11 protein-coding genes are annotated in these 13,979 nt (G+C 61.0%); 7 read left to right on the top strand and 4 right to left on the bottom strand.

Annotated elements, in window-relative coordinates; translation table 11 throughout:
• The first annotated feature begins 37 nt into the window (after positions 1–37).
• Both dnaQ and AB5Y99_RS03805 read left to right on the top strand, forming a co-directional pair.
• Positions 38–772, top strand: a complete 735-nt coding sequence (gene dnaQ, locus AB5Y99_RS03810; RefSeq protein WP_064336501.1) for a DNA polymerase III subunit epsilon — start codon at positions 38–40, stop codon at positions 770–772.
• A complete protein-coding gene (locus AB5Y99_RS03805) occupies positions 769–2,034 on the top strand; it encodes a TIGR03503 family protein (protein ID WP_323891349.1) in 1,266 nt (421 codons plus the stop codon). The genes dnaQ and AB5Y99_RS03805 overlap by 4 nt, the downstream gene beginning before the upstream one ends.
• Before the next feature lie 93 nt (positions 2,035–2,127).
• On the opposite strand, the gene AB5Y99_RS03800 is transcribed toward AB5Y99_RS03805, so the two are convergent.
• On the bottom strand, positions 2,128–3,645 hold the full coding sequence (locus AB5Y99_RS03800; RefSeq protein ID WP_005361714.1) for an HD domain-containing phosphohydrolase: 1,518 nt from the start codon (positions 3,643–3,645) through the stop codon (positions 2,128–2,130).
• A 324-nt stretch (positions 3,646–3,969) separates the two neighbouring features.
• On the opposite strand from AB5Y99_RS03800, the gene AB5Y99_RS03795 reads away from it, so the two are divergent.
• The 5 genes from AB5Y99_RS03795 (at position 3,970) to AB5Y99_RS03775 (ending at position 8,814) form a co-directional block, all read left to right on the top strand.
• Complete coding sequence (locus AB5Y99_RS03795) at positions 3,970–4,773, top strand: siderophore-interacting protein (RefSeq protein WP_368208737.1); 804 nt, start codon at positions 3,970–3,972, stop codon at positions 4,771–4,773.
• Between the two features lie 175 nt (positions 4,774–4,948).
• On the top strand, positions 4,949–5,965 hold the full coding sequence (locus AB5Y99_RS03790) for an iron ABC transporter permease (RefSeq protein ID WP_258720402.1): 1,017 nt from the start codon (positions 4,949–4,951) through the stop codon (positions 5,963–5,965).
• A gap of 7 nt (positions 5,966–5,972) precedes the next feature.
• The gene (locus AB5Y99_RS03785; protein WP_368208736.1) at positions 5,973–7,010 is read left to right on the top strand and encodes a FecCD family ABC transporter permease; all 1,038 of its coding nucleotides are present in this window, start codon (positions 5,973–5,975) and stop codon (positions 7,008–7,010) included.
• A complete protein-coding gene (locus AB5Y99_RS03780) occupies positions 7,010–7,813 on the top strand; it encodes an ABC transporter ATP-binding protein (RefSeq protein ID WP_076495127.1) in 804 nt (267 codons plus the stop codon). The genes AB5Y99_RS03785 and AB5Y99_RS03780 overlap by 1 nt, the downstream gene beginning before the upstream one ends.
• 83 nt (positions 7,814–7,896) lie before the next feature.
• Positions 7,897–8,814 (top strand): iron-siderophore ABC transporter substrate-binding protein, encoded by a 918-nt coding sequence (locus tag AB5Y99_RS03775; RefSeq protein ID WP_058058834.1) that lies wholly within the window; start codon positions 7,897–7,899, stop codon positions 8,812–8,814.
• Positions 8,815–8,916: 102 nt separating this feature from the next.
• On the opposite strand, the gene AB5Y99_RS03770 is transcribed toward AB5Y99_RS03775, so the two are convergent.
• From AB5Y99_RS03770 to AB5Y99_RS03760, 3 genes are read right to left on the bottom strand one after another with little or no spacing between them, the layout of a single operon-like run.
• A complete protein-coding gene (locus AB5Y99_RS03770) occupies positions 8,917–9,270 on the bottom strand; it encodes a copper-binding protein (RefSeq protein WP_139433515.1) in 354 nt (117 codons plus the stop codon).
• A 58-nt stretch (positions 9,271–9,328) separates the two neighbouring features.
• Positions 9,329–12,457 carry an efflux RND transporter permease subunit gene (locus tag AB5Y99_RS03765; RefSeq protein WP_368208735.1) on the bottom strand — a complete coding sequence of 1,043 codons (3,129 nt, stop codon included), beginning with the start codon at positions 12,455–12,457 and terminating at the stop codon, positions 9,329–9,331.
• Positions 12,454–13,962 (bottom strand): efflux RND transporter periplasmic adaptor subunit, encoded by a 1,509-nt coding sequence (locus AB5Y99_RS03760; protein ID WP_368208734.1) that lies wholly within the window; start codon positions 13,960–13,962, stop codon positions 12,454–12,456. The genes AB5Y99_RS03765 and AB5Y99_RS03760 overlap by 4 nt, the downstream gene beginning before the upstream one ends.
• Positions 13,963–13,979: the final 17 nt, after the last annotated feature.

Genomic DNA, 13,979 nt, shown 5'->3' with positions numbered 1-13,979 from the left:
CGAGTAAGTAAAGCCGAAGTTTGACATAGATTGGATCATGAACACACCCCAACTGAATCGCCAGATCATTCTGGATACTGAAACCACAGGTATGAATACGGCGGGTGGCCCTGTCTATCTGGGGCACCGCATTATCGAAATCGGCTGTGTGGAGGTGATCAACCGCAAGCTGACCGGTAACCACTATCACGTCTATATCAAGCCTGATCGTCTGGTCGACCCGGAAGCGATCCAGGTGCACGGTATTACCGACGAGTTCCTGCGTGACAAACCGTCGTTCAGCCAGATCGCCGACGAGTTCCTCGAGTTCATTCGCGGCGCCGAACTGATCGCTCACAACGCACCGTTTGACGTGAGCTTCATGGACTACGAGTTCAGCAAGCTCGGACTCAACTTCAAGACGGCGGATATCTGCACCATCACAGATACCCTGGCGATGGCGCGGGATCTCTTCCCCGGCAAGCGCAACAACCTGGATGTGCTCTGCGATCGTTACGGTATCGACAACTCCCACCGTACCCTGCACGGGGCTTTGCTCGATGCGGAGATCCTGGCTGACGTCTATCTGTTGATGACCGGCGGCCAGACCAAACTCAATCTGGCCACCGAGAGCAACGAAAACGAAAGCAATCAGGACACCAGCATTCGCAGGTTGGAGAGCAACCGACCCGCCCTCAAGGTGGTGCGTGCCAGCACCGAGGTTCAGGCCCTGCACGAGGCGAGACTGGATCTGGTACAGAAGAAGGGAGGAAGTTGTCTGTGGCGGCAATGAGCAAGTGGTGTGCCGGTCTGCTGTTGTTGCTCTCGCTGGGGGCGACGGCAACCGAGGTATTTGCTCCCTCCGATATTCCGCTACTGGATAACCGCTTTCGCATCGATTACGGCGTGAAGGAGATCACCTTCATCATCAAGCGCAAGCCGGGTACCCCGTCCGTGATCCTGGTTCGCCCCGATGGCAGCAAGCTTTACGTGGGCAAGGTCAAACCCGCAGATGTGGGTTGGCTGGCGTTGCCGGAGCATGATCTCATTACCCTGCGCAATCCCATGCCGGGCCCCTGGCAGGCGATTGGCGATGTGGATCCCGATAACCGGGTGCGCATTCTCTCCGATATCCGGCTCGATATCGCCGCCCTGCCGATGCAGCTCTATCAGGGGGAGGTGGTCAAGCTCAAGGCGTGGTTGCTGATCAATGGTCAGCCGCCGAAAGATAAATACTATCTCTCTGATCTTGGCATGACCGTCAAGCTGCAATCGTTCAGCGATGCCGATAAGAAAGAGGTCGTGCTGGATCAAGTACTTGGCCACTATCGCGATGATGGCAAGGGGCTAGATGAGGTGCCAGGCGATGGCATCATGACGGCGGAAGTGACGCTGCAGGATATTCCCGGTGGCAAGTACCGCGCCATGTTCAGTACGGGCAATCAGGTGTTTGTCCGTGCCCGTTATCAGGATGTACTGCTTTACCCCTACCCGTTCAGCTATAACTTGTCGCCGCCTTCGGATGAGCTCGGTGCCAAGCTCTCACTGCTAATCGACCGTGATGAGCTGGATCCCGCTTCCGTGGTGGTCAAGGGGAGTGTGACCAGCAATGTGGGCGGCCTCTACGAGTTCAGCGAGATCGCCAGCGATCCCAAGCTTGATATCGATCTCTCCAACATCAAGGAGGTCGGTCAGCATGAGGTGAAAGCAACCCTCTATGGCACCACTCGCCTCGGCCGTGAGCTGAAAATCGAGTTGCCGGTGAAAACCTTCAATGTCTTCCCGCCACCGCCGCCTCCTGTAGCGGTGGTGTCGGCCGCCGCACCGGCCTCCAGTGCCGAGGCGATCCATGAAGCTCCGGCAGAGGAGGAAATGGGCTGGCTGATCTGGGCATTGGCGGGTGGTGGTGTGCTGCTGGCGGTATTGGGTGGGGTCGGGTTTGTGGTGATACAAAAACGGCGTGCCCTGAAGCGTGCTCTGGCCGCTGCGCAGGCCGAGAATCAGCAAGCCGGACAACCTGCTGCCAAGCTGGATCTCAATCTGCCAGAGCAGTAACCCTCGTACTGAAGTGGCGTGATGCCAGAGAAAAAAAACCGCCCTGATAAGCAGGGCGGTTTTTTTTAGTTCATAAACAGAACAAGCTGGCTATCAGTGTTCGCCGATATAGACATCCTTGTTCTGCTCGCGGATCTCGAGGAACTTGTCCAGATTGGCCATCATCAGCTCGACCAGCTGGGGGTCGAAATGCTGCCCCTTCTCCTCTTCAATCAGGGCCAGCACCTTGTCCAGCGGCCACGCCTTCTTGTAGCAGCGATCCGAACCCAGAGCATCGAACACGTCAGCCAGCGCCACAATCCGCCCCTCCAGCGGAATATCGGCCCCCTTCAAACCGCGGGGATAGCCACTGCCATTCCACTTCTCATGGTGATTGCCAGCGATGGTGGCTCCAATCTGAAACAGCGCCAGATCGCTGCCGGAGAGCATATCCTGCCCGAGCTGGGCGTGGGTTTTCATGATCTCCCACTCCTCCGGTGTCAGCTTGCCCGGCTTGTGCAAGATGGCATCGGGAATTCCCACCTTGCCAATGTCATGGAGCGGCGAGGCACGTTTCACCAGCTCGCTCTGCTCTTCGCTCATGCCCATCAGGTGGCAGAATTGTTCGGTATAGAGCGCGACCCGTTTGACGTGCAGTCCTGACTCTTTTGAACGGGTTTCGACCAGTTCGCCGATGCGATAGATGATCTCCCGCTGGTTGTCGGCGATAACCTCATTGAGCCGGATATTCTCCAGCGCCACTATGATGTTTTCGGTAAACAGTGTCAGCAGACTGGTATCGATCTGGCTGAGCTGGCGGGTGGTCTCGATGTGGAACAGCAGGTGGTGGCGCGGATTCTGACAGTAGAGCACCATCTGGGTGGCGTTATAGACATTGCTGCGCTTGCTCATAGCCTGGCGCAGGATCTCCGGCGCGTCCGTGAGGAGCATGGCGGGATGGCCGGGGAGCAGGGGCTCCAATACTTGATCCTTCACCTCATAGGCGTATTGCTTGACGTCGTATATCTGGGTTTCCCCCAGATGGAGCAGGGCGCTGAGCTGCTCCTGGGCGCCTTCGACAAACTGGCGCAACGCCCGTTTCTCAAAGATCCCCTTGGAGGCTTCGATGACTTTTTCCAGCCCCTGACGGTTACTCTCCAGGGTGCGGATATCCCGATAGGATCGCAGGCTGGCCCGCAGCAGGGTACGCAGCTTCTGGGAGGTGAGCTCGGTTTTATCCTTGTAGTCGTTGATGTCGTAGTTGGTGACCACGTCATCTTCCGGCGCCTGGCCGGGCTGGCCGGTACGCAACACGATGCGTACCATCTTGTTTTGCAGATCTTCACGGACGTATTTGACGACATCGAGGCCGGCGTGGTCGACCTCCATCACCACATCCAGCAGCAACAGAGCAACGTCCGGGGTGGTGGCCAGCAACTCCTTGGCCTGTGCCGCGGAATAGGCATGCAGAAAATCGATGGGGCGATTGTCAAACTCGAATTTGTTCAAGGTGATTTTGGTGATGCGATGCACTTCAGGCTCATCGTCAACAATCATCACCTTCCAGCCCGCTTGCTGTGCGTCGGGGAGGGAGAGATCGTCATCATCAATAATCAGGATCTGGTCATCCATCATACAATCCTGTTTGGCATCCTGTGCTTACATTAACTGCTTCACTAAGGATAGGAAACTTATTAGGAAATAAAATTTGATCTCGAAAAACTATGGTCGAAATAAGCAAATGGAACCCTTTGTAACAGTGGCGTTGTCCGGCGGCTTTCTTTGTCCAATCATGGAGCTAGCGTGCATAAAGCCTATTTCTGGATTGGGGTGTGGACGCGAGTGGTTGGGGATGTTTGAATCCAGCTTATAGCTATTAGACGAGAAATAATCTTATTTGATAGTGATTCCTATTTGCATGTAGCATGGGCGACACACTCAACGAGGAGCCTCATTGTGTCCCCATCTCTGCCTCCCAATCGTCCCCGTCTGCTGACTGTCAAAGCTATCACCCAGATCACCCCCCATTTGCGTCGCATCACCTTTGGTGGCAGCGAGTTGGCTGACTATCCCTTTACCTGCGGTGGGGCCCATATCAAGGTGATGCTGGCCCAGCCCCATCAGGTAGAGCCGGTGCTGCCTGCAATGACCCCGAGCGGCCCGCGCTGGAGTGACCCGGCGGACAAGCCGGTTATCCGCACCTACACCATCCGCGCGTTTCGCCGTGATGAGCAGGAAATTGATATCGACTTCGTGCTGCACGGTGACGGCGGGCCCGCCAGCGCCTTTGCCACCCATGCCAAGCCGGGAGAGAAGGTGATCCTCTCCGGGCCGGGTGGCCCCAACCCCATGCTGCAACCGGCCGATCACTACTGCCTGGTGGGGGATCTCACCGCCTTGCCCGCCATCATGGCGATGTATGAGGTGATGCCTGCCGATGCCAGAGGGGAAATTGCGATTCTGGTGCCAGATCAGGCCGATGCTCAGCCGTTGACACTACCGGTCGGGGTGCGCTGTCACTGGTTTGTCGGCGAGCCCGAGTCCAGCGGCCTGCTGGAGCATGTGATTGCTCTGCCGCTGGTGCGCGATGGTGGCTTCTTCTGGCTGGGTGGGGAAGAGGCGCTGGTGCTGCCGCTGCGCCGCCATTTTCGTTCCGTGCTCGAGGTGGATCGCCAGTCACTCTACGCCGTGCCGTACTGGCGCCGGGGCAAGAGTGAAGAGGCCTATCACCAGACCCGTCATGATGTGATGGATAATTAAGCGGATGCGAAAGAATACCTGACTCACACTTGCAAATAAAAATGATTTGCATTTAGTATTGCGCCGTCCGGGTATTCGTCCGGGCGGCGTTTTTATTTCCGTTGACACAAGAGCGCCCTGTTTTCACGTCGGTTTGGCTGCATGTTGTCAGACCCAACGCAAGGAGTCGTAAAGGGTGGTTAAGTACCAGACCCCTCTGTTCTGGCTGGCATTGTTCCTTCTCTGCACGCTGTTTTGCCTCTCGCTCGCCACCGGTGCGGGCGTCTATGGTGCCCGCGAAGTGCTCAGCTACCTGATGGGTGACGCGCCTTGGGCGAGTGACGAGAAGCTCGCCATGGTGCTCAATACCTTGCGACTGCCGCGCACCCTCTGCGCCATGGTGGTCGGCGCCTCTTTATCTCTGGCGGCCTCCTTGTTGCAGAGCGCGACCCGCAACCCGCTGGCGGAACCCGGCCTGCTCGGGGTCAACGCCGGGGCCGTCTTTGCGCTGGTGGTGGGGCTTACCTGGTTCGGGGTGGAGTCCGCCTACGGCTATCTGCTCTGGGCCGGACTCGGTGCGCTGCTCGGCAACGTGATTGTGCTGGGGCTTGGCATGATGATTGGCCGCTCCAACCCCCTCAAGCTGATTCTGGTCGGGGTGGCGCTCTCCGCCACCTTCGGTGGTCTCTCCAGCTTTTTGCTGCTCTCCAACAAGATGGTGCTGGAGCAGTACCGCTTCTGGAACCTCGGCTCCCTGTCGGCGGCCAATCTCGATGCCATCATAGCCGTACTGCCCTTCGTGCTGGCGGCGTTTGTCATCACCTTGCTGCTCTGTCGCCAGCTGACCCTGATGCAGATGGGGGACAGTCAGGCCCAGGCGCTGGGGATCCGCCCAAACCGGGTGCGAATTGGCGTGCTGTTGGCCGCCACCCTGTTTACCGCCAGTGCCATCGCCATCGCCGGCCCCATCGGCTTTGTCGGTTTTCTGGCCGCCTACTGTGGCCGACTGGTGGAACCGGTAAAGCTGTCGGTGCAGGTCTGTTTCTCCGCTCTGTTCGGCATGCTGTTTCTGCTGTTGGCCGACATTCTGGCGCGCTGGCTGATCCAGCCGTTCGAGCTGCCCAATGGCGTCATTCTGGCCCTGATCGGTGCGCCTGTGCTGATCGCCATCGTTCATCGCGGGGGCTTTCGTACCCTGCTGACCGTCAAGTGAGGGGCTGATGCGTACACCTACCGATATGCTCTGCCTGCGGGCCGGCAACCGCTCTTTGCTGATCCATCTGCCAAGCTGGCGCTGGCTGGCTCTGCTGGCCATGGCGTTGCTGGCGCTTGCTCTGCTGGCCCTGAGCGTTGGCGGCGGCAAGCTTGGCTTGGCCGGGGTGGTCAACACCTTGCTGGGGGAGGGGACACGGCTTGAACAGCTCACCCTGTTCAAGATCCGGCTGCCGCGCATCCTTGGGGTGGTGGTGGCGGGGGCCGCCATGGGGCTCTCCGGCTGTCTGGTGCAGACTCTGGTGCGCAATCGGCTGGCCACACCCGATATGGTGGGGGTCAACAACGGCGCCTCTCTGGCCATCATTGTATTCTCCCTCTACCTGACTGTGGGCAGCTGGCCCTGGTGGGCGGCACCTATCGGCGCCATCTTCGCGGCGCTGGTGCTCTATGCCCTCTGCCGCAAACCGGGTGAGCAGGGCTATCTGTTCGTGGTGATCGGCATCGGCCTCTCCGAGCTGTTCGAGGCGCTCGGCCAGTTTGTGATGTCCACCCAGGCTTTGCTGCACCTGAGCTCCCTCTATCTGTGGAATATGGGCAGCTTTATCGCCGTGGGTTACAGCACCATCACCCCCATCGCCATCCTGTTGCTGCTCCTCTGCCCCTGGATCGTCTATCTCTCCCGCTCGCTGGCGGTGCTGCGCTTTGGTCCCGAGATGGCCAGAGGGCTTGGCGTCAACGGCGATCGGGTGCAACTGGGCGTTTTGGCGCAGGCCATTCTGGTGGCGGCGCTCGGCACCGCCATCGGCGGCCCCGTGGTCTTTATCGCCATGGCGGCCCCCATTCTTGCCTCTTGGCTGGTGAAAGACCGGGTGGTGCCGCTCTGGCTGGCGGCGCTTAGCGGCGCCCTGCTGCTGCTTGCCAGCGATACCCTGGTCCGGGTGCTGGCCAGCCCCCACGAGGTGGCGACCGGTATCATGACCCGCATTCTCGGCGGCCTGTTGCTGCTGTTTCTTCTTGTTAACGATCGCCAGAGGGCTGACTGATGACGCTCACCGTAAATCGCCTCCATTTCGCCTATCAGCAGACCCCCATTTTGCGAGACATCTCTTTCAGCGTGCCGAGGGGCAAGCTGGTGGGGATCGTCGGCCCCAACGGTTGCGGCAAATCGACCCTGCTCAAGCTGTTATCCGGCCAGATGAAAGCCCAACGCGGCGAGATCCTGCTTAAGGGCAAGCCGCTCGCCAGCTACCCCATGAAGGGGCTGGCGCGGGAGCTCGCCTATCTGCCCCAGCGGCCGACCCTGCCTGCCGGCATTCTGGTGGAGCAGTTGGTGCAGTATGGCCGCCACCCTCATCAGGGTTGGTTCAATCAGTGGGGCGAGGAGGATGCCCGCATGGTGCGTATTGCCTGCGAGCGGATGCAGCTTGAAAGCATCTGGCAGCAGAGCGCAGCGTCCCTCTCCGGCGGGCAGGCACAGCGGGCCTGGCTGGCGATGATCCTGGCCCAGGACAGCGACATGGTGCTGCTCGACGAGCCCACCAGTGCCCTCGATATCGGTCACCAGACCGAGGTGATGGAGGCGATCCATCGCATCACCGCCGAGGGCAAAACCGTGCTGCTGGTGATCCACGATCTGGCGATGGCGGCCCGCTACTGTGACGAGCTGATCGCCATCGGCGAGGGGACCATTGCTGCCATGGGCCCGGCCCGGGAGGTGGTGACCAAGGATCTAATCGACCGGCTCTACCAGACCAGTGTTGACATTCTGCATGCCCCCGGCGATGGGGCGCCCATTATCGTGCCCCGTCGCCACGAACATGGCCGCACCCTGCGTTCGGCGAGTTGAGTCATATGGGCCTGCTCTGTGGGCCCACCGAGTGTATTCACGCGGCCGATTATCCGGGCCGTGCAACGAGAAGGAGTGAGATGATGAAGCGTTTTGCAGCCCTGGCAGCAGCCATCCTGATGCTGGCCGCGCCGCTGGTTCAGGCGCAGGAGATGCGTGAAGTGACCGATGCGTTTGGCCAGAAGGTGCAGGTGCCAGTCCAGCCAACGCGGGTGGTGGTGCTGAGCGAGCTCGAACTCGACAGCACCCTGACCCTGGGGCTGACCCCCATCGGCGCCGTCAATGGCCGTGGCCAACCTACCTTGCCCCGCTATTTGCTTAACAAGGCGGGCATGGGTATCCAGGTGATCGGCGATCTCGACAGCCCCAATCTGGAGTCGCTGATTGCGCTGGAGCCCGACCTTATCCTGACCGGCCAGACCCGTCCCGAGCTGTTGACCTTGCTGGGGGAGATCGCGCCGACCGTGGTGACCAGCAAGTGGGGTGAGCCGTGGCAGGATAGCTTCCGCCGTACCGCCCACACCCTCAACCGTGACCAGCAAGGGGATACTTTCTTGCTGCAGTATGCCGAGCGGCTGACTCAGGCTCGCAGCAAGCTGGCCAAGCATCAGGGGGAGAGCATCAGCATCGTGCGCTGGAACCCCAAGGGGCCGAGCTTTATGTATCAGGGCACCTTTGCCAGCAGCGTAGTGGAGTCGATGGGGCTGGTACGCCCAAGCAAGCAGCAGGGTACTGGCGCACCCCACTCACCGGCGCTGAGTCTGGAGTCCCTCAACTTGCTGGATGCTGACTGGCTGGTGGTCGGCACTCTGAGCGCCAGCGGTGATGCGGTGGATGCCATGCGTCAGGCGGAGCAGACCCCGGCGTTCCAGCAGTTGCCGGTGATCAAGGCCAAGCGCTTTGGCGCCGTGGACGGGTCGCTTTGGACCTCCAGCGGCGGCCCGCAGGCGGCCCTCAAGGTGATCGAGGATGTGGAGCAGTTGCTGGCAACCCGCAGCTGAGTGCCACTGCACACTAGCGGTTAACCAATAGAAGAGGGAGGCTGATGCCTCCCTCTTGCGTTGTCACTGTCTATCGTGACCTTTTCGGCGAGCCAGAGCCGTTTATTGCGGCTGGATGGCTGTTACTGTGAGCTTGCCGCTCTGGCTTTCGGCATGAAAGTGGATGGCATCCCCCACCTTGAGCCCTTTGAGCTGGGCCGGATCTGCCACTCGAAAGACCATGGTCATGGCGGGCATCTTGAGATTCTCGATCGCCTCGTGCTTGATGCCGACTTTGCCGCTCCCCTCATCGAGGCGGGTAATGACCCCCTTGGTCATCACCATTGCGGCCTGTTCGTTCATCTCACCCGTCTGGCTCATCTCGTGCCCTTCATGGTGCATCATCTCTTCGGCTTGCAGGTTGGTCTGGGTGGCAAGGCCAAGCAGCAATGTCAGGGTCAGCGTCTTGTAGTTCATGGTGTTTCCTCGTCGTTGATTCAGATTCTTGGTTGTCAAAAAGGGCGCAGCCACCGGGTTAGCCGGCGGGTTGGTGCTCGGTCGCGCCCAGGTGCCGGCTGCGCCACAGGTAGTAGGCGGCGGGCAGCACCAAGAGGGTCAGCACCAGCGCGCTCACCATGCCGCCGATCATGGGGGCGGCGATGCGCTGCATCACCTCGGATCCGGTGCCGTGGCTCCACATGATGGGCAAGAGGCCAGCGATGATGGTGACCACCGTCATCATCTTGGGGCGTAGGCGCAGGGCGGCGCCGTGGATCACCGCCCGGTGCAGACCCGCCTTGTCCGGCTTGCCACTGGCCACCAGGTCATCCCAGGCATGGTTGAGGTAGACCAGCATCAAGACGCCGGTCTCTACCGCCACCCCCGCCAGAGCGATAAAGCCCACCCCGACCGCCACCGAGAGGTTGAAGTCGAGCAGCCAGAGGGTCCAGATCCCCCCCACCACCGCCAGCGGCAAGGTGGTGAGAATGAGCAGCACCTCCTGAACGCGGCGAAACGCCAGATAGAGCAGCAGCACGATAATGGCGACCGTCAGCGGCACCACGTAGGCGAGGCGCGCCTTGGCCCGTTCCATGTACTCGTATTGGCCAGACCAGGTGAGGGCGTAGCCCGCCGGCAGCACCAGCTGCTTGCCCACCTCGGCTTTGGCCTCATCGACGAAGGAGCCGATATCGCGGCCGCGAATATCGACGTAGACCCAGCCGTTGAGCCGCGCGTTTTCACTGCGCAGCATGGGGGCTTCATCGCTGATGTAGACCCGGGCTACATCCGCCAGCGCGATGCGCGCACCGCTCGGAGTCACCACCGGCAGCAGCTCCAAGCTGGCTACAGAATCGCGATAGCTCTGGGGGTAGCGCAGGTTGATGGGATAGCGTTCGCGCCCCTCGATGGTCTGGCCAACCTCCATGCCGCCCACTGCGGTGGCGAGCACCGCCTGTACATCGGCGATGTTGAGGCCATAGCGGGCCGCTTTGAGCCGGTCGATATCCACCTTGACGTAGCGGCCACCCGCCACCCGCTCGGCGTAGACCGATGAGGCGCCCTCCACCTTGCCAACGATCTGTTCGAGCTGTTGGCCGAGTTGCTGGATCACCTTGAGATCCGGCCCCGCTATCTTGATGCCGACCGGGGTCTTGATACCGGTGGCAAGCATGTCGATGCGGGTCTTGATGGGGGGCACCCAGGCGTTGGTGAGGCCGGGGAAGCGGATGAGGGAGTCGAGCTCCTCTTTGAGCTTCTCCGGGGTCATGCCGGGGCGCCACTGATCCCGGGGCTTGAGCTGGATGCTGGTCTCCATCATCACCAGATCGGCGGGGTCGGTGGCCGATTCGGCGCGCCCCGCCTTGCCGAACACGTTCTGCACCTCGGGCACGGTGCGAATGAGCTTGTCGGTCTGCTGCAAAATCTCCCGCGCCTTGCCCACCGAGATATTGGCCGCGGTGGTGGGCATATACATGATGTCCCCCTCATCGAGCGGCGGTATGAACTCGGAGCCCAGATACTTGAGCGGCCAGAAGCCCGCCACCGTCACCACGGCGGCGATGGCCAGGGTGGTTTTCGGGCGCGCCAGCACGGCCTTGAGCAAAGGCACATAGCCCTGACTCAGCCAGCGGTTGAGCGGATTGGCCTGCTCCGCCAGCACCTTGCCACGGATGAAGTAGCCCATGATCACCGGCACCAGCGTGATGGCGAGCCCGGCCGCGGCCGCCATGGCATAGGTCTTGGTGTAGGCGAGGGGGTGGAACATCCGCCCCTCCTGCGCCTCCAGCGCGAACACCGGCAGGAAGCTGATGGTGATGATCAGCAGGGAGAAGAAAATGGCGGGCCCCACCTCGATGCTCGCCTCGGTGATGATGCGCCAGCGGTTCTTGTCGGTGAGCGCCTCCCGCTCCATATGCTTGTGGACGTTCTCGATCATCACGATGGCGCCATCCACCATGGCGCCGATGGCGATGGCGATGCCCCCCAGCGACATGATGTTGGCGTTGATCCCCTGCAGGTGCATCACGATAAAGGCGGTCAGGATGGCGATGGGCAAGGAGATGACCACCACCAGCGACGAGCGCAGGTGGAACAGGAAGGCGAGGCAGACCAGCACCACCACCGCGAACTCCTCCACCAGCTTGCCGGAGAGGTTGTCGATGGCACGCTGGATAAGGTCGGATCGATCGTACACGGTGACGATCTCCACCCCCTCTGGCAGGCTGCTTTTCAGCTCCGCCAGTCGCGCCTTGACCCCGTCGATGGTGTGCTGGGCATTCTCGCCGTAGCGCATGACTATGATGCCGCCCACCACTTCACCTTCGCCGTTGAGCTCGGCAATGCCGCGCCGCATCTGGGGGCCGGTGACCACATCCGCCACATCACCCAGCAGCAGCGGGGCACCGCGTACCGTGGTGCCGAGCGGGATCTGCTTCAGATCCTCGATGCTTTTGAGGTAACCGTTGGAGCGCACCATGTACTCCGCTTCCGCCATCTCGATGACGGAGGCGCCGGTCTCCTGATTGCCCTGCTTGATGGCGGTCTCGATAAGGGAGAGCGGGATACCGTATGCGCGTAGCTTGTCCGGATCGACCCGCACCTGATACTGGCGCACCATGCCACCGACGGTGGCGACTTCGGAGACCCCCTCCACCGTCTGCAACTCGTACTTGAGGAACCAGTTCTGCAGGGAGGTGAGCTGGCTGAGGTCATGCTTGCCAGTCTTGTCCACCAGCGCGTACTGATAGACCCAACCCACCCCGGTGGCATCGGGGCCGAGCTGGGGGCGGGCGGAGGCGGGCAGGTTGGGCGCAACCTGGCTTAGGTACTCCAGCACCCGGGCGCGGGCCCAGTAAAGATCTGTGCTGTCGTCAAACAGCACATAGACGAAGGAGTCGCCGAAGAAGGAGTAGCCGCGTACTGTGGTGGCCCCCGGCACCGCCAGCATGGCGGTGGTGAGCGGGTAGGTCACCTGATCCTCCACCACCTGGGGCGCTTGGCCCGGGTAGGAGGTCTTGATGATCACCTGCACGTCGGAGAGATCCGGCAGGGCGTCCACCGGGGTCTGCTTCACTGACCAGAGCCCCCAAGCGGTGAGCATGAGGGTCAAAAGCAGCACCAGAAAGCGGTTGCCGATGGACCAGCGAATAATCGAGGGGATCATGGCTTGGCTCCCATATTGTGCTGGCTATGGCCCATCCCTTCCATCTCATCTTTTGCCTGCTCAAGAGCATGGCCGCTTGTCGGGGCCTTCTCCTGATGGATGGTGGTGATGCGGTACTCATCCCCCTCCTGCATTACCTGCAGGTGCAGGGTCTGCCCCTCGACCAGCTTGCTGATATCGACCCCGTCGGCGACGGTGAACTCCATCTCCATGGCGGGCCACTGCCACTCGGGGATGGGCTGGTGGGAGATCATCAGGGTACGGTTGGCCAGATCGATGCTTTCAACCTCGCCCTGGGTCCACACCTGGGCGGGGCGCACTGCCGTCATGCGCTGGAAGTCCGAATCGATGGCCGACTCGGAGTCGAGCAGGAACTGGGCCGAGCTGACGATGTTATCCCCAGCCTCTACCCCTGCCTTGATGGCAACCTTGTCGCCAAACTGGGGGCCGAGAGTGACGGCGACCGACTTGAAGTTGCCATCCCCCAACGCCAGCACCAGCCGATCCTGACTGCCGGTGCGGATCACCGCTTCGCTCGGCACCACCAATTGCGGCTCTCTCTGCCCGGTGCGAATGCTCACCTTGGCAAACATATTGGGTTTCAAAAACTCGTCCGGGTTGTCAAAGCGCAGCCGCACCTTGAGGGTGCGGGTAGCTGCGTCCAGTGTCGGGTAGAGGTAATCCACCTTACCTTGCCAACTGCGACCGGGGGCATAGTCGAGAGTCATGGTGACCGGGTCCCCCACCTTCAGCTGGGCGGCCTGGCGCTCGAACACCTCGGCACTGACCCACACCTGCTTGAGGGTGCTGATGTTAAAGAGCGCCGCAGCGGGCTCAACATACTGGCCCTCGCGCACCTTGAGCTCGGAGACATAACCGCTGCTGGGGGCGTAAATGCTGATGGTTTCGCGCACCTGACGGCTGCGCTTGAGGGCTGAGATTTGATCTGCCGGTACCTGCAGGGACTTGAGCTTGCCCTCGGCAGCGCGCAGCAGCAGCGGGTTGGCGGTGTTGAGAGCGAGCAGGTATTCGTGCTGGGCGTTGACCAGATCCGGTGCGTAGAGCTCGTAAATAAGGCTCCCCTTGCTCACCTGCTGCCCTTCACTCTTGATGGCGAGGGTGCGGATCCAGCCCGCCATGCGGGCGTTGATCGCCTCCAGCCGATCCTCGTCATACCCGACATAGCCCACCGTCTCGATCTGCTGGTGGATAGGCAGTCGCTCGACCTTAGCCAGCCGCACCCCCAGGTTCTGCTGGATCTCGGGGCTGATGGTGACTGTGCCCGGCGAGCCGTTTTTTTGTTCCTCATAGACGGGGATAAAGTCCATCCCCATGTTGTCCTTGGCCGGGCCGTCGCGCTTGTCGCGGGGATCCATGGGATTGACCCAGTAAAGGGGCGTCTTCTCTTTGGCGCTTGCGCCATCGGAGGTCTGTTTGGCGGCCCAGTAGCCGCCACCAGCTCCAAGGGCAAGTAGCAGGGCCGACATCAGGACGGTCTTGTTCATGACTGGTCTCCGGCGCG

The sequence above is a fragment of the Aeromonas sp. R4-2 genome (genome assembly GCF_040908295.1).
Lineage (GTDB): Bacteria > Pseudomonadota > Gammaproteobacteria > Enterobacterales > Aeromonadaceae > Aeromonas > Aeromonas veronii.
Note: the sequence above shows the minus strand (reverse complement) of the source record. Positions and strands in the feature narration are given on the sequence as shown.